Below are 22811 nucleotides of genomic sequence, written 5' to 3'. Positions count from 1 at the left end.
TCGGAGATGAAATGATTATTCTTGAATGAAGTCATGCACCTTAGGACTTGCTCAGGATGGGGCCGCTCGCATGACACTCCACCGGATCATATTCGTGTCGATCATGGTGACTCTCGCGCCGACCACCCGTTTCGGGAGCGCAGCCGCACAAGGGGCAGACGGATCAAGACTCGGGGCTGTCGCAGAGGCTCTTGCGGAAGCCAGCCCGTCCGTTCGGAGCCTCGACGCGCGCCAACGGAGCGAAGTCACCGAATTCGTGGTCGGCAATGCGCTCTTCGTCTTGGCGCACGAGCTTGGGCACGCTGCCGTCAGCGAATTCGACCTGCCGGTGCTCGGACGGGAGGAGGGTGCGGTCGACATCTTCGCCACTCTTGCGCTTCTGCACATCGGCAGCGACTTCTCCCATCGCGTTCTGATCGATGCCGCGCGCGGCCATTATCTGATCGGCGAACGCAATCTACAGCAGAGGCAAGGGCTTGCTTTCTACGGGGCGCATGGCCTCGACAAGCAACGTGCCTACCAGATCATCTGCCTGATGGTAGGTTCGGACCCGGACCTGTTCTGGGGCGTAGCGGTCAAAGCAGGTCTGCCCGCAGAGCGGAAGGAAACCTGCCACGCGGACTTCGAGAGAGCAGAGACCTCCTGGGTCCGCTTGTTGCAGCCGCATTTCAGGCCGGCCGCCGCGAAGCCATCGTTCCTGGAGGGCTTGCTTCATTTGGCGCCGAAGCCGGGGGGCAGGATCTCCGTAACGTATGCAGACGCGAGCGGGAGGATCGCGGCATACCGGCATGTCCTCGAGACGGCCGGGATCCTGGAAGTCGTTCGCGATTTCGCCCAATCTAGCTTGCTTCTTCCGAAGGACATCGTGATCGAGGGTGAAGCCTGCAGATATCCCAACGCCTATTGGGATCCGAGCGAGCGCCGGGTCATATTCTGCTACGAGCTTGTTCCCGACTTCATCGACTTAGCCGTTCACGACCTTTGGTGAGTACGGCCGGCGCTCGGCCTTGGCGCCGCCCGTTCGGACCCTGCCGGAGACCTTTCGTGCGATCGCGCAACCTGCCATCGGCGCACCCGGAACGAGGAGCGTCCCAGGATCGCTCTCGGGTGGCGCGCCTCGCCGCCCATGCGGCCGCATTGCTCTGGCGCCGGGCACGCGGGTTGTCGGGCGTCGGTGTGGCGTTTGGTACCCTTTTCTTCGCGGCGGCCCTGACCCCGTCTCTCGTTCCGCGAACGGCGCTCACCCAGGGAGTGCTGGCGGGCGCGAGTTTCGCCACAGGGTATGGCCTCGGCGTATCCTGGCGATGGCTCTGGGCTTACCTGGAACTGCCGGTGCCAGCGGACCGCGCGATCCGCGTGACGAATGCCCTCGTCACCGCGTTCTGTCTGTCGGTCGCCGCAACCTTCCTGTGGCGCGCAGCCGGGTGGCAGAACTCGATCCGCCGGGTGATGGACATGGAGCCCATCGCGAGCGCGCATCCCCTTCAGGTCTGCTCGGTGGCTTTGGCGACCTTCGCCGCGCTCCTGGCGCTCGTGCGGCTGTTCGGGCTGACAGCCCGCGGCATGGCCGGTCGGGCGCGCCGATTCGTCCCTGGGCGGGTCGCGACCGTAATCGGCGTCTCCGTCACGGTCGTCTCGTTCTGGTCGCTGGCGAATGGCGTGTTGTTCCGCGCGGCCTTCCACGTGCTCGACGCCTCGTTTCGCGAACGCGACGCGCTGCTGGAGCCGGAGCGCCCGCAGCCGGTCGAGCCGGTGCGGACGGGCGGTCCGGGATCGCTGGTCCGATGGAAGGACCTCGGGCGTGCCGGGCGCGAGTTCGTGGCGTCGGGCCCTGGTGCGGCGGAGATCGGCGCCGTCACTGGGCGTCCGGCAGCCGAGCCGATCCGCGTCTATGTCGGCTTGCGCGCCGCCGACACGGCGCAGGACCGGGCGCGACTGGCCTTGGCAGAACTCAAGCGCGCGGGGGCCTTCGACCGCTCGATCCTCGTCGTGATCACGCCGACCGGGACGGGATGGATCGATCCGTCGGCGATGAACGCTGTCGAGTACCTGCACCACGGCGACATCGCCAGCGTCGCCGTGCAGTATTCCTACCTGTCGAGCCCCTTGTCGCTCCTCGTCCAGCCGGACTACGGATCGGACACGGCCCGCGCTCTCTTCGCGGAGGTCTACCGCTACTGGACCACATTGCCGAGGAACCGCCGCCCGAGGCTCTACCTGCACGGGCTGAGCCTGGGAGCGATGCATTCCGAAAGCTCGGTCGAACTGTTCGAGACGATTGGCGATCCGATCGATGGCGCGATGTGGAGCGGCCCCCCGTTCGGCAGCCGGCTCTGGCGTTCGCTGACCGATGGCCGCAATCCCGGCTCGCCGGCCTGGCTGCCGGAGTTCCGGGACGGCCGCTTCGTGCGGTTCCTTAATCAGGACGGCACGCGCGTGGCCGCGGACACCCCCTGGGCGCCGATGCGGGTCGTCTATCTGCAATACGCCAGCGACGCGGTGACCTTCTTCGACTCTCGCGATGTCTATCGCCCGCCGGCTTGGCTGGAGACTCCGCGTGGGCCGGACGTGTCGCCGCAGCTGCGCTGGTATCCCCTCGTGACGGCTCTCCAACTCGCTCTCGACATGGCGATGGCGACGAAGCCCCCGATGGGTTACGGTCACGTCTATGCTCCGCAGCACTACGTCGATGCCTGGGTCGCCGTGACCGAGGTGCGCGATTGGTCTCAGGAGGCGCTCGCAACCCTGAAACAGCAGCTGGCGAAGGCTGCCAGCCATGCGATGGAAGACGCCGCCGGCGACGAGGGTGTGTACCGCAATCGGGGCGGCTGAGGACGACCTCAACCGTCTCAGTTGGAGCTACAGGCGGCACGGGCGAACTCGGCGGCGAGACGGTGGAGATGTCCACCCCTGCTGGGGGCAACCCCGCAATTCCCGCTCCGAGCGGCCGCCGCGACATAACCCGCGGAGGGCGGTGCCAGACTTGCGCAGCAGGGGGAGCAGGCTCGCGCCTGAAATCCCGATGATACAAGGGTCGGTCGACAAGCTGCCGCCTCCAGCCGAACACTTCGGCACGCCCGCGCCGACATCGTGATTTCGAGCAGGTGCCGGTAGCGGGACGGATCAGCCGATCTGAAGATGACGACCCGCATCGCCGCGACGAGGCACTGCGGCCTGAGCCGGTGTGTCGTGCGATGGCCAGAGTGTCTGCATTTCACTCGCAACCGGACATTCCCGACATCCGCCGCGAGGGGCCGCTTTGGGTCATACTTTCCCGTTCAGCGGTGGTGCTGTCGGTGACGCTACATCGGAGCGCCGGATGCTGCAGAGAGGCAGGGGAGGGGACGCAACCGATTCGACACGTCCAACTGACATCAAGCTGTGATCAAGCCTGGGGGCGTTCGGCAATGTGACGCCGAGCGAAGCCGCTACTCCGGAACGCTCTGGCGGTTGAGGCAAGGGTTGCGTTCAGCCCGCCCGGAGGGTTCAGGGTTGGTTCATTACGGCCCAGCTTAACTCGCGCTACGAACTCAGCAGTCGAGGGACGACAGTGAAGAAGGTGGCTCTTTCAGCTTTGGCCGCAACCGTCGCAGGCTCCTTGCTCCTTGCTCCTACCGCGGACGCGCGTCCTGGCTACCGGGGCGGCTACGGGTATCATGCCGGTTATGGCTACCGTCATTACGGCTACCGACGGGGCCCCGGGATCGGCGGCGCCCTCGCGGCCGGCGCGGCACTTGGGATTATTGGCGGTGCGATCGCTGCATCCCAAGCGCCCCGCTACTACCCAGCCCCGGCCTACGGTTACGGATACTACGGTCCTGCCCCCTACTATTACGGTTATTGAAATTCGACTTAAGCAACTGTGACGGGGCGCCTGCGGGCGCCCCTTTGTACTGCGCGCTGAGATCCAACGAGAGCTGCCCTAAAGGCGGGAGGTGGACGAGGGTGGCCACCGCGCGATCTTTTCGCAGCGGATCCGGCCGCCTCCTTGCTAGGTTAGTGCTTGCTTACAGTTAGCAGTGGCTAACTCTCTTGACTCCATGCGCTCTCCGTTCTCGACGGCCCCACGCGATGGGCGCTGTTCGAGCGTCTTGCGCAGAGACCGCGTGCTGTCGGCGAACTCGCCAGCACAATGACCATGACCCGCCCGGCCGTGTCGCCGCATCTGCGCGTGTTCAAGCACGGCTGAGCTGCTCTCCCGCCGATGGCTCCGCCGCTGGATTCGTGCGCTGACCAGCTGATAATTCTACCAAACCTTGCCGCGCGGGGTTGGCCGGCTCACGAAGCGAGAGCCCGCGAGCACGAACCGCCACGGTGTCTCGACGGCTCGCGTGATGCCGATACGGCCGCTGGATGAGACCGTGACCGGCCGATCTCCCGCCAACATCTCGAACGGGGCGCGATCGAGTGGCCAGCCGTCATACTCACCCGTAATGGCGAGCGCCTCACACAAGCGGCCAGGCCCGGAGCAGAGGAGGCGGATGTCGCTCGTGCGCCGGCGCGCCCTCATGTTGTCGATCTTCTGCGTCGGCTCGAGCGCCCGCACGAGAACCGCACTCCCTGGCTCGCATACGATGTTCATGCACCAGTGCAGGCCGTAGGAGCGGTAGACGTAGGCGTGTCCCGGTAGGCCGAACATGCTGGCGTTTCGCCGGGTCGGTCCGGCGAAGCTGTGCGAGGCCGGATCGGACCGGCCGTAGGCCTCGGCTTCCACAATGACACCGCCCACCCCGTCGACCAGCAATTGGCAACCGATCAGGGCGGCGGCAACGTTGGCTGCTGGGCGATCGAACCAGGAGAGGTGGATCTGGGCCATTAGGGTTGGTAGATCAATTCATCCTGGAAGTGGTGCTGGTTCGAAGGTCGCACGGTCGGTTTCTCACGACGGAGATCGACGAGGGCGCAGTGCCCCCGTTTCCTCGCCCGATCAGCGACAAGCTGCGCTGTCGAGCCGGATCTTACACGTGGTTCTTTGGTGGTCGAGATCTGAAGTGTCGGATTTCCTCGCCCGAAGGAGCCCCTGGAGCCGCCTTGGCGTCAGATGCCGATGCGAGCCGAGGACGCGCGCTTTCCCGCCGAACTCGCGTCCGGCTTGTTCAGCAATGCGCCACTTCCAGACCTTCAGCCGATGCCGCCGGAATGGCCGCTCGACACTGGACAGCGGACCTTCGAGGTCGGCGAGTGCCTCTCTCGACGGCACGGATTGATGTGAGAAATACCTATGGAACGGCGCGTGTTGTATGCAGCTCCAGAAGCTCCAGTATAGAATAGACCTCGCTCCGCTCCCCCGTGCCGTTGTCCACGCAAATCGCCCAGCCTAGGCTATGACCGCAGAGCCGTGAGCCATTTCAGAAGTGGGTGAGCAGCGCTTTCCCAGCGCGGCTCCAGCATCAGCGTATGGGCGAGGTGCGGCACGATAGTTGTGCGCGCACCATAGTAGATTCCAGTTCGCCGCACTTCATCAGGTGGCACGAAGCAGTCATCTGCGCCTCCAAGTACGAAAGTGCGCGGCGCTTGCCACGGCAGTGGGGCAAAGGGCGGCCAGCCTTGCAATTCTGAGCCGATCAAGACCGACTCTTGGCCGGCACGCGCGCGGATGTACTCAAATCGCTCATCGGAGAGGTCTTCGGAAAAGAAGCCACGCCGGAGGGCACCCAAGCTACCGTTTGCGGTGCCGCCGACGCTCATTGTGAGCACGTGCCGGAAGAGATCAGGCGTGGTCAGGCTCATGTGGATCGCTGACAACGCCAGTCCCCATGGCGGGACTGAGGCGAGCAGGACCATGCCAGCAGCGTGGCCGCCGCAGCGCACCCAGTTCTGAACCACGGCCCCGCCCAGAGAATGGCCGATGAGCACCGCCGGACCACCGATCTGCCGCACGGCTTCGGCCAGGTCTCGGGTGTAATCCGCCAGGCGCCAGGTCGAAATATTTTCGTGTCCATCGCTCTCGCCATGACCACGAAGGCTGAGTGCGTGTGCCTCAAACCCTGCATCGGCAAAGAAGGGGAGAAAATGTTCGTTCCACACCCAAGCTCCGACCGAAATTCCATGCACGAAAATAATTTTTACGTTGTGACTTACGGCAGACGGTCGGCGATGTAAGATTTCTATTTTCATGCGTTCTACAGCGATGCCGGTCATGCCGGCATCGCTCTCATCTCCTAGAGCTGCATCTCACGGGCCAAGTAGGAAGGAAAACCGGCAAGTGTATGGTGCATGCTACGCGCGGTTCTGAGCGCGTGCCTCGCCGACCTCGATCCCCTTTCGGCGGCGGTCAATGCTGATGGAGGCGCGGCAGCGCTCGGTCAGACCGATCGACAGAGCGTTGCCCGCCGCGCATCGGAGATTTGGTTGCAGAGCCGGGCCACGCGCGGTGCAGAACGCAGTCATTCTTTGCTTTGCACCGTGAATGGCCTGCGAATGTCAGGAGATGCCTCCCATGCAGAGATACTTGACCTCCAGGTAGTCCTCGATGCCGTAATGCGAGCCCTCGCGGCCGAGCCCGCTCTCCTTGACGCCGCCGAAGGGCGCCACCTCGGTCGAGATGATCCCCTCGTTGATCCCCACCATGCCGTACTCGAGCGCCTCCGCCACCCGCCAGACCCGGCCGATGTCGCGGCCGTAGAAGTAGGAGGCGAGCCCGAACTCGGTGTCGTTGGCCAGTGCCACCGCCTCCGCCTCGGTACGGAAGCGGAACAGGGGCGCCACCGGCCCGAAGGTCTCCTCGCGGAAGATCCGCATGGCGGGGGTGGTGTCGGCGAGGATGGTCGGCTCGTAGAAGCCGCCGCCGAGGGCGTGGCGCTTGCCCCCCGTGAGGATACGGGCGCCTTTCTCCACCGCGTCCGAGACGTGCTCCTCGACCTTGGCGACCGCCTTGGCATCGATGAGCGGGCCGATCAGCGTGCCGTCCGCGAAGCCGTCGCCCACCGGCATCGCCCGCACCGCTGCCGCGAGGCGCTCCGCGAAGTCGTTGTAGACTCCCTCCTGCACCAGGATGCGATTGGCGCAGACGCAGGTCTGTCCGGCGTTGCGGTACTTCGAGGCGATGGCGCCCTTTACCGCGAGGTCGAGGTCCGCGTCATCGAAGACGATGAAGGGCGCGTTCCCGCCGAGCTCCATCGAGGTCTTCTTGATCGTCCGCGCGCATTGCGCGAGCAATTCGCGGCCGATCTCGGTCGAGCCGGTGAAGGAGAGCTTGCGCACGATCGGGCTTGCCGTCATCGCGCCGCCGATCGCCGCCGCGGAGCCGGTGACGCAGGAGAGCACACCTTCGGGGATTCCGGCCTCCTCGGCGAGCACGCACAGTGCCAGGGCCGAGAACGGCGTCTGGCTCGCGGGCTTCACCACCATGGTGCAGCCCGCCGCCAGCGCGGGACCGGCCTTGCGGGTGATCATCGCGGCCGGGAAGTTCCAGGGCGTGATCGCCGCGCAGACGCCGATCGGCTGCTTGAGCACCACGATGCGCTTGTCCGGTCCGTGGGCCGGGATGACGTCACCGTAGATGCGCTTTGCTTCCTCGGCGAACCACTCGATGAAGGAGGCCGCGTAGGCGATCTCGCCGCGGCTCTCAACAAGCGGCTTGCCCTGCTCGGCGGTCATGATCGCCGCCAGATCCTCCTGGTTCTCCATGATCAGGGTGAACCAGCGGCGCAGGATCGTGGCGCGCTCCTTGGCGGTGCGCTGCCGCCAGCCGGGTAGCGCCACCTCGGCCGCCTTGATGGCGCGCTCGGTCTCGGCCGTGCCCATCCTCGGCACGTGGCCCAGGACCCGGCCCGTGGCTGGATTATCTACCACGACGGTCTCGCCACTATCGGCGGCTACGAACGCGCCGTCGATGTAGGCCTGCTCGCGGAACAGATCGGCGCGGCGCAACCGGAGAGGACCATTCGGAATTGAATTCGGCATTGTGCGATACCTCCACGCTGATCGGTTGGCAGGTGATTTCCCGGCGGATCCGCCCATCCGCCAGGACTCGCCGCGAAGAGCACAAGGGGGCTCATCGCGTCAGCCATTCCACGACGAGGCGGATCTGGTCAGGATCGAGCAGCGCGGGCGCGTGCCCGCAGCCCGGGATCTCAACAAGCTCCGTCCCCGGACGTCGCTGCACCATCTCGGTCGCTGTCCGCGCCAGCAGGAGATCGGAGGTCTCTCCTCGCAGCACGAGCGCTGGGCAGCGCATGGCGTCCCAGTAGGTCCACAGGCTCACGTTGTAGACCCGTCCTGGCCGGAACGCATCGCCGATGCCGGGATCGTAGTGCAGCTCGTACCCACCGCCAGAGCGGGGCAAGAGGCTGTGCTCGGTCAGGTGCCGCCACTGGGCGTCAGTCAGCGCTCCGAACGGCGCCAATACCCGGCGGAGATGGGCTTCGGCCTGATCGATAGAGTCGAAGAACCGGGTCGCCTCGCGGATCGTGTCGCCCAGGCGCCGGAGCGCCGCCCAGGGCAGGAAAGGCCCGATATCGTTGATGACAAGACGCCTGATCGGAGACTCGGGCATGCCCGCGAGGATCATGCCGATGAGCCCGCCGAGCGAGGTGCCGACCCAGTCCACCTGCGGTGCGCCGACATGGGCGAGCAGAACCGTCATATCGACGGCATATTGCGGCAGGGCGTAATCGTCGGGGTTATGCAGCCGGCCACTCCGGCCGCGACCGACGAGGTCCGGGCAGACCACGCGGTACCCCTTTGCTGCCAGGGCACGGGCGAGGTCATCGAAGTCCCGCCCCTGGCGGCTCAGGCCGTGCACGCAGACGATCACGCGCTCGCTCGCCGGATCACCCCACTCGACGTAGGCGATGCGGTGGAAGTGCTGCCGCGAGATGCTCCGCACGGCGCCGTACCGGAAGCTCGCAGTCTGCTCGCTCCCGCGGGAGGCGCGTCTCACGGGCGCGGAGTTAAAGTCCAAGTGCCAAGTTCCTGTTGTGATTCAACCGACGCACCATCTGCCGCCTACTTCGTCGGCACGACAGCGCCGAGTGCCTCGCCCAGAGCCTTCGCGGCGAGATCGTGGATCTCGCGCGTTTGCTGCGCCACGCATCGAGCCTGGTCGCGGAGGTACTCCTGATGCAGAACGCCGGCCTCTCGGGGTGTTCGCGCCTGAAGCACGCGCTCCGCGTGGTCGAGGGCCGCCGTCACGTTAACGTCGGCGAAGGTCACCATGCGCTGGCTCACGTCGCGGGCGCCCGACCAGGAAACGAGTGCCGCATCCGTGGTCACGTTGAGCAGCGTCTCCTGCATCCGCATCGTTCTGTCGTGAACCCTGCGCGCCTGCGCGATGCCCTGTCGCGCGATGGTCCGCCATGCCGGGATCGCTGGCCCGGGACGGGTTTCCGGAGTCGCTCCCGGGAAGGGCGCTTCGGCTTGCCTCGACACTAGGCCTCTCCGTTCTTCGGAGCACGAGCGCCCGCCGACGCGTCGAGGGCACGGGTGATCTCGTCGAAGACTTCGTCGACAGGTCGCATCCCGTCGATAGGCTGTAGGAGGCTTCGCTCAGCGTAGTACCGTGTCAGCGGCGCCGTCTCAGTCGAGTACGCCACCAAGCGCCGAGAGAAGGCTTCGGGGTTGTCGTCGCGCCGCACCGGCTCGCCACGGGCGAGGGTCTCGGTCACGCGCGCCGTCATCCGTAGCACCAGGATCTCCGGATCGACGACCAACTCGACGACGGCGTTGAGCATCACCCCTTTCGCCAGAAGCACACCGTCCAGCGCACCGGCTTGAGCGATCGTGCGCGGGAACCCGTCGAGGATGAAGCCCGCCGTCGCATCGGCCATTCCCAGACGCTCGCTGACGATTCCGGTCACGATCTCGTCGGGCACGAGACCGCCTTCCTCCATCACCGCCTTGGCAGCACGCCCGATCGGGGTCTGCGCCGCGACCGCTGCTCGCAGCATGTCGCCCGTCGAGAGCTGGGGTATCCCGAAATGGGTGCTCAAGAGTTGGGATTGGGTCCCCTTGCCGGCACCGGGAGGACCGAGCAGCACAAGTCTCACAATGACACCTCTGGACGGATGCAAGGTTCGCTGTTGATCGTCGCGAGCTCTGGATGAGAGCCTGCGTCAGCCATGGCCGCGAACATCGGCCGGTGTCTCACCCGGGGTTGCTCCCGACGGCCGGCGGCGCTGCCCCCGGATCTGATCTGCGGAGACCTGCGCTTCGGCCCGCGTCTCGAACACGTGGGGCGCCAGATCACGTTCCTTCAGCGCCTCGCCGAGCTTCAGCCGCATGAACGCGCTCGTCGTGTAGCGCGATGCCGTCTGATAGTACCGGCCCTGCAGGTACGTGATGGTCGAGAAGTAGGCGTCGCTCACCAGCGGATCAAGCTGAAAGCCGTCGTAGTTGACGATGAGGTGAACTTTCCGGCCGATCGTCCTGCAGCGCTGTTCGAACTCGCGCCGGATCATCTCGACGTCGTCGATGGTCCGGACCTGGAAGCCCTCCCAGTTGACGAACAGCGTGTTGCGCTCGGGATTGTAGCTGATCCGCTCGGCCAGCGTGAGCCCGAGGAGATCCCGTTCGAGCCCCATCGCGCCATCACGAAAGATGCGCGGGTCCATCGTGCGCGGTGCGTCAACCAGCGGAGCGAAGCCCAGGTGAGCCAGGATGTCGCGCTCGATATCGATGCCAGGTGCGACCTCGATCAGTTCCATGCCCGCCGGGACGCGCCGAAACACGCAGCGCTCCGTCACGTAGAGCACGGGCTGGCCCGTTTCCGCCGCGTAGTCGCCCGAGAAGGTAATCTGCTCAACAGCCTCGACGAATTTCGGCACCCGCCCCTCTCGGACGATCCGCAGCTGCCCCTCCTCGATCGCGACCTCCAAGTCGCCGGCCGTGAAGGTCCCGGCGAAGACGAGGGTCTTGGCGTTCTGCGAGATGTTGATGAAGCCGCCGGCTCCTGCGAGCTTGCGGCCGAACTTCGAGACGTTCACGTCGCCTCGGCTGTCCGCCTGCGCCATGCCGAGGCAGGCGAGGTCCAGACCGCCGCCGTTGTAGAAATCGAACTGCTGGTTCTGGTGCAGGACGGCTTCCGGGTTGAGGGCGGCACCGAAGTCGAGCCCGCTCTGTGGCAGGCCGCCGATGATCCCGGGCTCGGCCGTGAGCGTCACGTATTTGAGCAGGCGCTCTTCGGCCGCCACGGCCGCCACCCCTTCCGGCATGCCGATGCCGAGATTGACCACGCCGCCCGGTGGCAGCGCGAAGGCGCAGCGCCGGGCGATGACCTTGCGCTCGTCGAGCGGCAGCGGTGCGATCCGATCGAGCGGCACGCGCTGCCGACCGGAGTAGGCGTGGTTGTACGGTGTCCCGTACGTCTGCAGGTGATTCTCAGGCTCGGCGACGACGACACAGTCGACCAGAATGCCCGGGATCACCACCTCGCGTGGGTTCAGCGACTCCGCCGCGGCCAGTCGCTCGACCTGCGCAATGACGAAGCCGCCCGAGTTCTTCGCCGCCATGGCGGTGGCGAGGTTGTCCAGGGTGAGCGCCTCCCGTTCCATCGTGATGTTGCCGGCCGGGTCAGCCGTGGTGCCGCGAATGAGCGCCACCTGGATCGGAAAGGACTTGTAGCGCAGCCAGGGCTCCCCGCCGACCTCGACGAGTTCGACCAAGTCCTCCGTCGTGCGGGCGTTGAGTTTGCCGCCGCCTAGACGCGGGTCGACGAAGGTGCGCATGCCCACCTTCGTGAGGGGGCCAGGGCCCCTGGCGGCAATGTCGCGGTAGAGGTGCGACACTACCCCGAGCGGGAGATTGTAGGCCTCGATCTTCTCGTCGAGGGCGAGCTCGGCCAATTTCGGCACCAGCGCCCAGTGGCCGCCGATGACACGTCGGACCAGGCCTTCACGCGCCAGGCGGTTGAGCCCGCGGTCCTTGCCGTCACCCGGGGCTGCCGCGAACACGAGGGTGAGGTCATTCGGAGCCTGGGTCGCCTCGAAGCGGGAGGACAGCGCCAGGATCAGCTCGTCGGGCGTGCCGATCCCGACGAAGCCCGAGACGGCGACCGTGTCACCCGAGCGGATGATCGCGGCGGCCTCGTCCGCGGAAACGATCTTGTTCTTAAGTGCCACGGTCGTTCATCCCTTACTCGCGGCCAGACAGCCACTCGGCGATGCCGGTTCCAAGCAGGCTCTGCGCCCTTCCGCCGACGAAGACGCCGACGTGCCCGCCTGGCAGCGGCAGCTCGGTGTAGTCCGACGTACCGACGAATTGCTTGAGTGCCTGCGACGTCGCCGGCGGAATGATATGGTCATCCTTGGCGTAGATGTTCAGGACCGGGCATTTGATTTCGCCGAGATCGACGGTTCTGCCGGCAAGCTGGAACGAATTTTTGACCAGCTTGTTGTCCTGATACAGATCTTTCAGCCACTGCTTGGCGGCCTCACCCGGATGGTGCGGCCGATCGGAGATCCACTTCTCCATACGCAAGAAGTTCATCAGCTTCTTCTTGTCGTCGATGACCTCAAGCAGATCGAGATTGTACTTTGTCATCGTGCGCATCGGCGTCATCAGCGAGAACACCGAGCCCATGAATTCACCCGGCAGCGTGCCGTGCGCCTCGATCAGGCGATCGATGTCGTCAGGCTCGAGGCTGCGTGTCCACACGTTGATGAAGCCGTGGCCTTTGCGGTTCTCGACCGTGTCGGCGTGGAAGTCGATCGGCGTGATCGTCAGCACCATCGCGTTCACGTCTTCCGGGTGCAGCGCCGCGTAACAGGTCGTGAAGACACCACCCTCGCAAATCCCGAGCAGATTGATCTTCTGCCCCCCGTTCGCCTCGGAGATGACGTGCACGCACTCGGCGAGATAGCCGTCGATGTAATCGTCCAGCGTCACGAAACGGTCGGCTCGGCTTGGATTGCCCCAGTCCACCACGTAGAGATCGACACCGAGGTTCAGCAGATTGCGAACGAGTGAGCGATCCTCCTGCAGGTCGGCCATGGTGTAGCGGCCGATGAGGCCATAGACGATGAGGACGGGTGTCCTGACCTTCTGCTCGGTGAGGGAGCGGTAGCGGTACAGTGTGACCTTGTCCTGCTGCCAGACGACGTCCTTCTCGCTCGTCGCAATCTGAACGTCCTCGTCGCGGACTTCCTGGAAGAGCTTGGCTCCTTCCGCGAGCCGCTTTCCGAGCGCTGCCGCTTCTGCGAAAGGATCGAGTGCGGCTTTGGATTTGGCAGGGCGGCTCATGTCGGCTCTCCTGATTTTCTGCTGGTCCGCCTCTGGCGGCTAAGCGCTCTCACTTCGCGGCGCAGCTGCGTCAGGCTCTGATGCACGTCGTCGAGTTCGGCGCGGGTCGGGTAGCCGAACATCTGGCTGTAGAACTCGGCGATGTCCTGCTGAGCAAGCCGCAAGTCCGTCGAGGCTTTCAGCGTCTCGCGCTGGCTCTTGAGAAACTCCTCCGACCGCTGCGCCTCCAGCAGAACGTCGTTGGCCGTCTCGACCCAGAGCGCCATCAGCTCGCGGCTCGAGGCGATCCCCTGCTCGTTCTTGGACCGCTCATTGACCACGGCGGAGAAGGCTGCCGTCGCTTTCTTCCAGACCTCCATCATCAGGGTATTGTGTTCGAGGTTGCGGCGGCGCAACGCGACCCAAGCCGTGAACACAGCCGCGAACTTGCGCTCGACGTTCCAGAGATCGGCGAGCCGTGGCCCTTCGGCCATGCGGTTGAGGGCTTCATCGACCTCGCTCGTCGACGAGAGCCACCCGCGCGGGTCGAAGATCTTGGCGAGGACATCGGCCGCGATGGGATCTCGCACCTCGCCTCTGCCCTTGACGCTCTTGGCAAAGGTCGCCGAGACCGCCTGAGCGGCCTCCCAGGCCTGCTGGTACGAGTGTTGGGCCTGTTGCAGGGCCTCCCAGTCCGGGACGAGGGGAAGGCTCGGCTTGCCGTCCTTGTCCAGGGCCGTCGTCATCGCCCCGAACATGTTGCGCTGGGCTTCGAGGAAGGACTGGGTGCCTTTGCCCCAGAGCTCTCCCATGGCCTTGAAGGTATCGAATGGATCCATGACGTGCGCTCCTCCCTGAGCGGCTCAGGCAGCGGTTCTGAGCTTGCCGTCGAGGGCCTCGGAGTAGATCGCGAAGGCATCCTGGTAGGTGACCTCGCGTGGGTTGTTCACGAGGAGGCGGGTCTGCTTCATCGCGTCGGTGGCGAGGCGCGCGAGATCCTCCTCGCGAACACCGACCTCGGCGAGTGAGGCGGGCAAGCCGCAATCCCGGCAGATGGCCGCGAGGCTCTCGACGAAGCGGGCCGCAGCCTCGCCGGTCGGCAGGTTGACTGCCTCCGGATCGAAGATCGGGGCGAGTTCTGCGTAGAGGGTCTGCGCGTGCGGGAGGTTGAAGCGCATCACGCCCATCAGCACGAGGGCGTTCGACAACCCGTGCGGCACGTGGAAGACGGCGCCGATCGGATAGGCCAGCGCATGAACCGCCGCGACGGGAGCGTTGGCGAAGGCCATGCCGGCCAGCATCGAGCCGAGCAGCATGTTGGAGCGCGCCTCGACGTTGCGGCCGTCGCTGCAGGCCGTGCGAATGCTGCCGGAGAGCAGGGCCAGGGCCTGTCGGGCGAGCTGGTCCGAGATCGGGTTCTTCTTGTGACGGCTGGTGTAGGCCTCGATCGCGTGCACCATCGCGTCGATGCCGGTCGCGGCGGTGACATGGGCCGGCAGGCCCAGCGTCAGGTCGGGGTCGAGCACCGCCCAGTCCGGCAGTAGCCGAGGCGAGACCACGCCTTTCTTCTCGGTCGTGGGCGTGGTCACGATCGAGATCGGCGTCACCTCGGAGCCGGTGCCAGCCGTGGTCGGCACCAGGATCAGCGGCAAGCGCTGGCCTTGGGCGAGGCCGACGCCGTAGATGCTGTCGAGGGGTTCGTCGCTGCGCGCGAGGTAGGCCACGAGCTTCGCGGTATCGAGAGCCGAGCCGCCGCCGATCGAAAGGACGAGATCCGTCCCCTCGGCTCGCGCGAGCGCGGCGGCGGTCTCGACGACGTGCGACGGCGGGTCGGCCACGACGTCCTCGAAGATGGTGGCCTTCAGGCCTGCCGAGGCCAGGGCGGCCTCCGCAGCGCGGGTCAGACCCGCGCCGCGAACGCCTTTGTCGGTCACCAGCATGATCCGTTGAGCGCGGAAGCTCGCCACGAGATCAGGCAGCTTCGCCGATGCACCAGGCTCGAACAGAATATTAGGGCAGGTCTGGAAGGTGAATGGGGTCATGATGATCTCCGAGAGGACGAGGGCAGAGAAGAACCTATTCGGCCGGCTCGGCATCCTTGATCTTGTGTTGCAGCTCCTGGATCAGCACACGGGTGTTCTCGGAGTAGTCGATCGGCACCGCGACCAGGTGAACCCCACCTGCCTTGAAAGCGGCCTCCAGCGTCGGAGCCAGATCGCGGACCGCCGTGACGCGGTGGCCCGTCGCCCCGTAGGAATTGGCGTAAGCGACGAAGTCCGGGTTGCCGAAGGTCATGCCGTAATCGGCGAAGTCGTCCACCGCCTGCTTCCAGCGGATCATGCCGTAGGCCGAGTCGTCCAGGATCAGCACCACAAGGTTTAGCCCGAGCCGGACGGCCGTCTCCATCTCTTGGCTGTTCATCATGAACCCACCGTCGCCGCATACGGCCAGTACCCGACGCTTCGGATGGAGCAGTGCTGCCATCATGGCGGAGGGTAGTCCCGCGCCCATCGTGGCGAGCGCGTTGTCGAGCAGCAGCGTGTTCGCCACGTGGGTGCGGTAGTTGCGGGCGAACCAGATCTTGTACATGCCGTTGTCGAGGCAGACGATGCCGTCCTCCGGCATCACGGCCCGCACGTCGTGCACGAGGCGCTGCGGCGTCACCGGGAACCTGTCCTCCTCGGCCCGGTCGTTGATCCGCTCCAAGATCTGCTGGCGCAACTGCAGCATTCCCTGGTCCGGGTCGAGGCGCCCGCCGAGGCGGTCGGCGAGCGCCGTCACGGTCGCGCCGATGTCGCCCACCACCTCGGCATCCGGGTGGAAGACCTGCTCGACGCTCGCCGAGACGTAGCCGACATGGATTACCTTCGGGCCGCCCGCGACCTGCCCCATCAGGAAGGGCGGCTTCTCCACGGTGTCGTGCCCGATCGAGACGATCAGGTCCGCCCGGTCGATCGCCTCATGCACGTAGTCGCGCTCGGAGAGGGCCGCGGTGCCGAGATAAAGGTTCGAGCCGCCCGTGACCGCGCCCTTGCCCATCTGGGTGTTGAAGAACGGGATGCGGGTGCGGCGCACGAAGTCGGAGAGCGGCTCGACCAGCCGCGGCCGGTTGCCGGCCGCCCCGACCATGATCAGCGGGCGCTTGGCGGCGAGGATCATCGCGGCCGCGCGCTCGATGGCGGCGGGCGCCGCCACGGGCCGGTCGATCGGGTGCGAGGGCACGAGCGCGACGTCGGCGGTCTCGGCCGCGATGTCCTCGGGCAGTTCGAGGTGGACGGGGCCGGGCCGCTCCTCGGTGGCGACCCGGAAGGCGTCGCGCACGATGGTGGGGATCGAGGCCGCCGAGACGATCTGGCGGGTCATCTTGGTGACGGGCCGCATCGCCCCGATGATGTCGACGATCTGGAACCGAGCTTGGCGCGCGCTCATGATCGGCTTCTGGCCGGTGATCATCAGCATCGGCATGGCGCCGAGATGCGCGTAGGCCGCACCCGTGGTGAAGTTGAGCGCACCCGGACCGAGGGTGGAGATGCAGACGCCCGGCCGGCCGGTCAGCCGCCCGTGCGTGGCGGCCATGAAGGCGGCGGCCTGCTCGTGGCGGGTGAGGACGAGTTCGATCTTCGAGGTGCGTAAGGATTCGACGACGTCGAGGTTCTCCTCGCCCGGGATGCCGAAGATGCGGTCAACACCCTCATTCTCGAGAGCGGCAACAAGGAGATCAGATCCCTTAGACATGTCCATATTCCGTTCATTCGAAAGGTTATCCAGGCTTGCGCCTGTTGAGAACTCAATTAGGCGAGCACACGCCGGATGATTGCGTCCGCAAATTCCTGCGTTGAGGCAGATCCACCGATATCGCGCGTCCGCACGCTGTCAGCTTGCACCGTTTGCAGGATTGCCGATCTCAACCTGCCAGCGAGATCCGAGCGCTGTACATGCTCGAGCATCAGTGCGGCAGCGAGGAGAAGAGCCAAGGGGTTCGCGATACCCTGTCCAGCGATATCGGGCGCTGAACCGTGAACAGCTTCGAAGATCGCCGCCTTTTCTCCAATGTTGGCGCCGGGGGCCATGCCTAAGCCACCCACAAGGCCTGCCAACTGATCGGATAAGATGTCGCCGAAGAGGTTCGTCGTCACAATGACATCGAACTGCCAAGGATTAAGTACGAGCTGCATCGCACAGGCATCGACGATCCGGTCGTCCACGGCGATACGGCCTTCGTACTCCTTCGCGATCTCACGTCCTGCCTCCAGGAAGAGGCCCGTCAATGCTTTGAGAACATTGGCTTTGTGGACGATCGTCACCTTCTTGCGGCCATGCTGCACCGCGTACTCGAACGCGAAGCGCACGATCCGACGCGCCTCCTCTCGCGTGTTGATGCCCTGCGAGATGGCCACGGCCCGCGGATCGTCACCGACGGCAATGAAGTGTTCGAACGCGACGTAAAGGCCTTCGAGGTTCTCGCGTACCAGGACGATATCGATGTCCTCGTAGCGGCCGCCCGGGATCATGGTCCGGACGGGGCGCAAGTTTGCATAGAGACCGAAGGCTTCTCGCAGGCGAACGTTGACGGATCGGAACCCACCACCGACGGGTGTCGTGAGAGGACCTTTGAGTGCCAGTTTCGTGCGGCCTATGCTCTCCAGGAGCGCAGTAGGGAGCGGATCTCCGCTGCTCTCGATGCCGGCCATGCCGCCTTGCTGCACATCCCACGCGAACGGCGCCTCGAGCGCATCGAGGATCCTGACGACGGCGTCGGATATTTCTGGACCGATGCCATCGCCCGGGATGAGTGTCGCCGCGATACGGTCGTTGCTTTGAGTACTCACGGGCGTCTCCTGCTAGATAGAGCTTTGATTCAGTTCACATTGTGCTTGCTGAGCCCGCCGACGATCTAGGAACCTCAGACGACGGCGGGCTCGTGTTATCGGGCTACTCCGCCGGCACTGGCGCAGCGCTGCGGCTCTGCTCACGCCCGATCCAAAACACCAGGAGACAGCCGATGCCGGTCAGGATGCAGAGCGGGAGCAGAGCGACGGGGAAGCTGCCGGTCGCCTGCCGCAGAAATCCAATCGTCGAGGTTATGCCGCCTGTGCCAAGATGCGCCAGCGTATTGATCGCTGCGATACCCGCCGCTGCTTCGGCCGGAGACAAGGTCTCGGTCGCGAGGGCGAAAAAGGGTCCCTTGATCGCATAGTTACCCAGCAGCACCAGCGAGAGCAGCACCAGCGTGATCGTCAGCGATCCGGTCAGGAGCGTTAGCGCGAAGCTCAGCGACGTCAGCGCCAAAGGCAGGGCCGTGCTCCAGATCCGCTCGCCACTCTTGTCCGCCCGCATCCCCCAGTAAATCATGAACACCGAGGCGATGCCGAACGGGATCATGTTCAGGAGAGCAGTCTCGATATTGCTCAGGCCGAACTCCTTCAGGATCTGCGGCATCCAGAGCGACAGCGAGTTGCTGGTGGCCGAGCTCCCGCAATAGATGATAGCAAGGAGCCAGACCTGCTTGTTCGTCAACACGGACCAGATCGAGCCGTGGCCGGCATGCCGGGCCGAGGCGGACCGGCGCTCCGTCTCCAGGCTCTGCTCCAGCCAATTTCGCTCCTCGGCATTGAGGAAGCCTGCCTGCGCGGGCCGGTCAGGCAGCACCCACAGGGTGGCCAAGCCGAGAAGAACGGCGGGGATCGCCTCAGCGATGAGGAGCCATTGCCAACCGTGCAGCCCCGCGGCGCCATCGAGGGCGAGCAGCGCCGCCGAGAGCGGCGAGCCAAGGAAGCTGGAGAGAGGGATCGCGACCATGAACATGGCAACGATGCGGGCACGATAGGCTTTGGGGAACCAGTAGGTCAGATAGAGGATAACACCAGGGAAGAACCCAGCCTCGGCTGCCCCCAGCAGAAAGCGCACGATGGAGAAGGAGATGGGGCCGGTCACGAAGGCGGAGATCACTCCCACCAGGCCCCAGCTGATCATGATGCGGGCGATCCAGCGGCGGGCGCCGAACCGCTCCATGGCGAGGTTGCTTGGAACTTCGAGCAGCACGTAGGCAATGAAGAACAGACTGCCACCTATGCCGAAAGCCGTAGCGCTCAGGCCGATATCTTTGTTCATAGTGAGGGCTGCGAAGCCCACATTCACGCGATCGACGTAAGATATAAAGTAGCAAAGAACAAGAAATGGAATGAGGCGCAAGCCTACTTTTCGCATTGTCTGTGCTTCAAGGGGGTTTTTTGGCGCTGTGATCGTATCCATGAGCGATGTCCTCCTGGTTTGATTGAGAGATTTTTGTTCGCTTGGTTCAACTTGGTTGATCCAAGACTTCAGGCGCTGAACCGAAACAGTCGGGCCGGCGTATCGACGAGGATGGTACGGCGCGCGGCCTCCTCTGGTACCCAGACGTCGAGTGACCGGCGGGCCGTGATGGGATCGGCACTCGTTTCGAATTGCGTGTGCGGCCAGTCACTTCCCCAAAGCAGTTGCTTCGGGCCGAGCGCCGCGAGGAGCTGGTGGCTTGCTGCGTTGGCGGTCTGCTCGCTCGCCGCACCGCTGTTATTCCGATAAGCAGCCGAAAGCTTCACCCACACACGCCCAGCGGCGCCGCTATCGAGCAGGTAGCGAAACCCAGGGTCGTCGATGCCAAGACGCGGATCGGGGCGACCGAAATGATCCACTACGATCGGGAGGCCGACGGCCAAGAGAGGCGGTAGGAGAGCGGGTAGCCGATGCGCCTCGACCTGAACCTCAACCTGCCAGCCCAGCTCCGCCAAGCGGGCGAGATGGCGCTTCCATAGCAGCGCACCGAAGTCAGGGTCGGGTCGTCCAATCAAGTTGAGGCGGATGCCGACAACTCCCTGGCGACCAAGGTCGGCGAGAAAGTCAGGCTCCGCCTCGGGGGCGACCACCGCGATCCCACGCAGCCGCTCCGGCGCCGTGCGCAGGGCCTCGAGCATGTAGGAGTTGTCCGTACCAAGAAAGCTCGGCTGAACAAGGACGCCGTGGCTCATGCCGTTGCGATCCAGCATCGCCAGATAGTCGGCGATGGGAGCGTCGTAGCCCGGAGCGTAACGACGCTCGCCGGCGAGCGGCAGCGCGCGGGTGAACACATGCGCGTGCGTATCGATGCCAGTGATAGCTGCCCTGGCATAGACCGGCAGAGGGATCTCAGTGGCGAGGCTAGCGACGGCCAGTCCGAGGAGAAGATTGCGCCGGGTCATCATCAGAGGGTCTCCGTCACGAGGACAGGATCGTTCGCAGCGGCGTCGTCCAGCGCCTTGCCACGCGTCTCAGGCAGCAGGAGAAGAGCGAGGAGGACGAGGGAGTAAGCGAGCGCGGCGTTGATCCCGATGGCGGTGCCGAGGGACGACACCTCGCTCAGGGCGCCGATCAGCGGCGGCAGGCCCGCCGCCGCGATGCGCCCGGCGTTGTAGCAGAAGCCGACCCCGGTGCCGCGCACGCCGGCCGGGTAGAGTTCATTGAACAGCGCCCCCATGCTCGCCGGGATGCCGGCGGCGCAGAAGCCGAGGGGAAAGCCCAGCACCAGCATCGCCGCCCCGCCGATCGGCAGCACAAGGTAGGCGATCGTCAGCGCGATGCAGCCCGCCGCGAACAGCGCCACCGTGCGCTTTCGGCCGAGGCGGTCGAGGAGTTGCCCCGCCACGAGGCAGCCGCAGCCGAAGGCGACGATGATCACCGCGAGGTAGCCGCCGGTGCCCATCACCGAGAGGCCGCGCTCTGTCTTGAGGAAGGTCGGCAGCCACGTGAACAGGGCGTAGAAGCCGCCATGCGCGCCGAGCCCGAACAGCCCGCCGACGAGCGTGGCGCGCAGGGTCTGCGGCGCGAAGATGCCGACGAGCGCCTGCCCAAAGCCTAGCCGCGCCTCGTTCGGCGAGACCCGTACGGGCTCTGGCACGGCGCGGCGAATGTAGATGATGAGAAGTGCCGGCAGCAGGCCAAGAGCGAACAGCGTCCGCCACGCGACCTCCTGCGGGAGAAAGGAGAAGACGGCAGTGTAGAGCAGCACGGCAGTGCCCCAGCCGATGGCCCACCCCGACTGCACGGCGCCGAGGGCCTTGCCGCGGTGCTCCGCCCTGATGGTTTCGGCCATCAGCACCGCGCCGGCCGCCCATTCGCCGCCGAAGCCGAGCCCTTGCAGCGCCTTGGTGACGAGCAACTGCTCGAAGGATTGGGCGAACGCCGCGATGAAGGTTGAGGCTGCAAACCACAGGATCGTGACCTGCAACGCACGCACCCGTCCGATGCGATCGGCGAGTGCCCCGCCGAGCCAGCCGCCCAGTGCCGAGAACACCAGCGTCACACCGCCAATCAGACCCGCATCCACCCTGCTCAGTTGAAAGGTCGCGATCAGCGCTGGGATCACGAGGCTGAACATCTGCACGTCCAGGGCGTCTAGGGCCCAGCCGCCGAGGCAGGCCCAGAACGTGCGCCGCTCTACGGATGCGGTCTCGCGGTACCACCGGAACACGAGCGTCCTCCCAGGATCCTCCGCTTGAGAGGACCAGTCATTTATATGACTATAAGAAGACGCGAGTCACGTATGGTGTCAAGAGGAGATTGCGGCCGAGCTAGCGAATTTCGACCTGATAGCGGAACTCTGCCGCGGAGCCGCGGGTATGGCGCCATTCGACCGGTTTGTTGTCGTATCCCAGCGCTAGTCGATCGATGACGACAACAGGCTCTCCTGGAGAGAGGGCTAATAGCCGAACATCATCCTCTCCGGCGACGCTGACGGTAACCGTCTCATCCGCTCGAGCGACAATTTCATTGCAGAGCCGCTCGTATGCAGGATAAAGCAAATCGCCGATCTCGCTCATGTCAACATCTAAAATCGGCTTGAATCTCTGCTCCGGAAGCCAAATTTCCTCCCGTAAGACGGGCTTTTCGGAGATAAGCCTTAGTCTCGAGAGATGAATGACTCTTTCGTTCGAATTAAGATCCAAAGCATCCCTGACAGAGGGCGTTGCAGGAACCGACTCTCGAGTCAGGATACGTCCCTTTGGTATAATCTTCTTTCCATCTGGACTCTGATGGCGGAAGAACCGGAAAAGGGAGTCGTCAAATTTGGGCCGACGTACAAACGTGCCACGCCCCTGCCGCCGCTCGACCAAGCCGTCAGCAACGAGCAGATCGAGCGCTTTGCGCACAGTACCAACCGCGATCCCGTGCTCTGAAGCCAACTCGGCTTCGGTCGGGATCGAGTCGCCCGGCCGCCAGACATTCAGAGCAATCTGCTGGGCGATTTCGTCGCGGAGTCGCTGATAAAGGGGCAGGCGTGGGTCGGCTTGGTTCATGGCAAACTTTGATGCGGTTCACTAAAGGACTAGATCCGCTGGGAGGCATACCATGGAGTCGGGGCTTCCACGAACTCTTTCCGACTTATGGTTCATACACCCGATCTGACCGTCCCCACGCCGTGTGGCGAGATCCCGACGAAGGCGCTGTGCCGGCGCCCGTCCACCGTCGAAAAGATCCACCCTGTCGAGGTAAGCCAGCCGCGTGGCTCTCCGTTTCGTTCATCCCGCGTGATCGCGGTGTCTCACTCCGCGTACTGTCCTGCGCACATTGAAAGGCGGTCGGCAAACCATGCTGGCCGAACCATGAAGGCTGATCAGCCGATCGTTGCCGCCAGCCGGGTG

The 22811-nt window shown here is 65.0% G+C and carries 20 protein-coding genes; 4 read left to right on the top strand and 16 right to left on the bottom strand.

Annotation, left to right across the window (positions count from 1 at the left end):
* Positions 1–103: 103 nt before the first annotated feature.
* The 4 genes from QA634_RS03970 (at position 104) to QA634_RS35730 (ending at position 4189) form a co-directional block, all read left to right on the top strand.
* Positions 104–988: a DUF4344 domain-containing metallopeptidase gene (locus QA634_RS03970; protein WP_265576632.1), complete on the top strand. Its 885-nt coding sequence runs from the start codon at positions 104–106 to the stop codon at positions 986–988.
* Positions 989–1107: 119 nt separating this feature from the next.
* Positions 1108–2832, top strand: coding sequence for an alpha/beta hydrolase (locus QA634_RS03965; RefSeq protein ID WP_012330761.1), 1725 nt, complete (start codon positions 1108–1110; stop codon positions 2830–2832).
* Between the two features lie 667 nt (positions 2833–3499).
* Positions 3500–3844, top strand: coding sequence for a hypothetical protein (locus QA634_RS35735; protein ID WP_168169191.1), 345 nt, complete (start codon positions 3500–3502; stop codon positions 3842–3844).
* A gap of 234 nt (positions 3845–4078) precedes the next feature.
* Positions 4079–4189: an ArsR family transcriptional regulator gene (locus tag QA634_RS35730; RefSeq protein ID WP_083784790.1), complete on the top strand. Its 111-nt coding sequence runs from the start codon at positions 4079–4081 to the stop codon at positions 4187–4189.
* A 57-nt stretch (positions 4190–4246) separates the two neighbouring features.
* On the opposite strand, the gene QA634_RS03960 is transcribed toward QA634_RS35730, so the two are convergent.
* The 16 genes from QA634_RS03960 to QA634_RS03885 form a co-directional block, all read right to left on the bottom strand.
* On the bottom strand, positions 4247–4816 hold the full coding sequence (locus QA634_RS03960; protein ID WP_012330759.1) for a DNA-3-methyladenine glycosylase: 570 nt from the start codon (positions 4814–4816) through the stop codon (positions 4247–4249).
* Positions 4817–5322: 506 nt separating this feature from the next.
* Entirely contained in the window at positions 5323–6141 is an 819-nt protein-coding gene (locus QA634_RS03955; RefSeq protein WP_083784624.1) for an alpha/beta hydrolase, read from the bottom strand.
* Between the two features lie 282 nt (positions 6142–6423).
* The gene (gene gabD, locus QA634_RS03950) at positions 6424–7905 is read right to left on the bottom strand and encodes an NADP-dependent succinate-semialdehyde dehydrogenase (RefSeq protein WP_012330757.1); all 1482 of its coding nucleotides are present in this window, start codon (positions 7903–7905) and stop codon (positions 6424–6426) included.
* Between the two features lie 91 nt (positions 7906–7996).
* Positions 7997–8830: an alpha/beta fold hydrolase gene (locus QA634_RS03945; protein ID WP_265576520.1), complete on the bottom strand. Its 834-nt coding sequence runs from the start codon at positions 8828–8830 to the stop codon at positions 7997–7999.
* A gap of 119 nt (positions 8831–8949) precedes the next feature.
* Complete coding sequence (locus QA634_RS03940) at positions 8950–9237, bottom strand: phasin family protein (RefSeq protein WP_168169129.1); 288 nt, start codon at positions 9235–9237, stop codon at positions 8950–8952.
* A 134-nt stretch (positions 9238–9371) separates the two neighbouring features.
* Entirely contained in the window at positions 9372–9989 is a 618-nt protein-coding gene (locus QA634_RS03935) for an adenylate kinase (protein ID WP_012330754.1), read from the bottom strand.
* A 66-nt stretch (positions 9990–10055) separates the two neighbouring features.
* Positions 10056–12059: an acyl CoA:acetate/3-ketoacid CoA transferase gene (locus tag QA634_RS03930; RefSeq protein WP_012330753.1), complete on the bottom strand. Its 2004-nt coding sequence runs from the start codon at positions 12057–12059 to the stop codon at positions 10056–10058.
* A 13-nt stretch (positions 12060–12072) separates the two neighbouring features.
* On the bottom strand, positions 12073–13179 hold the full coding sequence (gene phaC, locus QA634_RS03925) for a class III poly(R)-hydroxyalkanoic acid synthase subunit PhaC (protein ID WP_012330752.1): 1107 nt from the start codon (positions 13177–13179) through the stop codon (positions 12073–12075).
* Complete coding sequence (locus QA634_RS03920; RefSeq protein WP_012330751.1) at positions 13176–13997, bottom strand: poly(R)-hydroxyalkanoic acid synthase subunit PhaE; 822 nt, start codon at positions 13995–13997, stop codon at positions 13176–13178. The genes phaC and QA634_RS03920 overlap by 4 nt, the downstream gene beginning before the upstream one ends.
* Before the next feature lie 24 nt (positions 13998–14021).
* Positions 14022–15200, bottom strand: coding sequence for an iron-containing alcohol dehydrogenase (locus QA634_RS03915; RefSeq protein ID WP_012330750.1), 1179 nt, complete (start codon positions 15198–15200; stop codon positions 14022–14024).
* Between the two features lie 34 nt (positions 15201–15234).
* Positions 15235–16893 (bottom strand): acetolactate synthase large subunit, encoded by a 1659-nt coding sequence (locus tag QA634_RS03910; protein WP_043702038.1) that lies wholly within the window; start codon positions 16891–16893, stop codon positions 15235–15237.
* A 56-nt stretch (positions 16894–16949) separates the two neighbouring features.
* Positions 16950–17987, bottom strand: coding sequence for an isocitrate/isopropylmalate dehydrogenase family protein (locus QA634_RS03905; RefSeq protein ID WP_012330748.1), 1038 nt, complete (start codon positions 17985–17987; stop codon positions 16950–16952).
* 103 nt (positions 17988–18090) lie between these two features.
* Positions 18091–19410, bottom strand: a complete 1320-nt coding sequence (locus QA634_RS03900; RefSeq protein ID WP_012330747.1) for an MFS transporter — start codon at positions 19408–19410, stop codon at positions 18091–18093.
* A 68-nt stretch (positions 19411–19478) separates the two neighbouring features.
* Entirely contained in the window at positions 19479–20375 is an 897-nt protein-coding gene (locus QA634_RS03895; RefSeq protein WP_012330746.1) for an amidohydrolase family protein, read from the bottom strand.
* Complete coding sequence (locus tag QA634_RS03890; RefSeq protein WP_012330745.1) at positions 20375–21640, bottom strand: MFS transporter; 1266 nt, start codon at positions 21638–21640, stop codon at positions 20375–20377. Before QA634_RS03890 ends, QA634_RS03895 begins: the two co-directional genes overlap by 1 nt.
* Positions 21641–21740: 100 nt before the next feature.
* Positions 21741–22466 (bottom strand): GntR family transcriptional regulator, encoded by a 726-nt coding sequence (locus QA634_RS03885; protein WP_012330744.1) that lies wholly within the window; start codon positions 22464–22466, stop codon positions 21741–21743.
* Positions 22467–22811: the final 345 nt, after the last annotated feature.

This window comes from Methylobacterium sp. CB376, from assembly GCF_029714205.1.
GTDB lineage: Bacteria > Pseudomonadota > Alphaproteobacteria > Rhizobiales > Beijerinckiaceae > Methylobacterium.
Note: the sequence above shows the minus strand (reverse complement) of the source record. Positions and strands in the feature narration are given on the sequence as shown.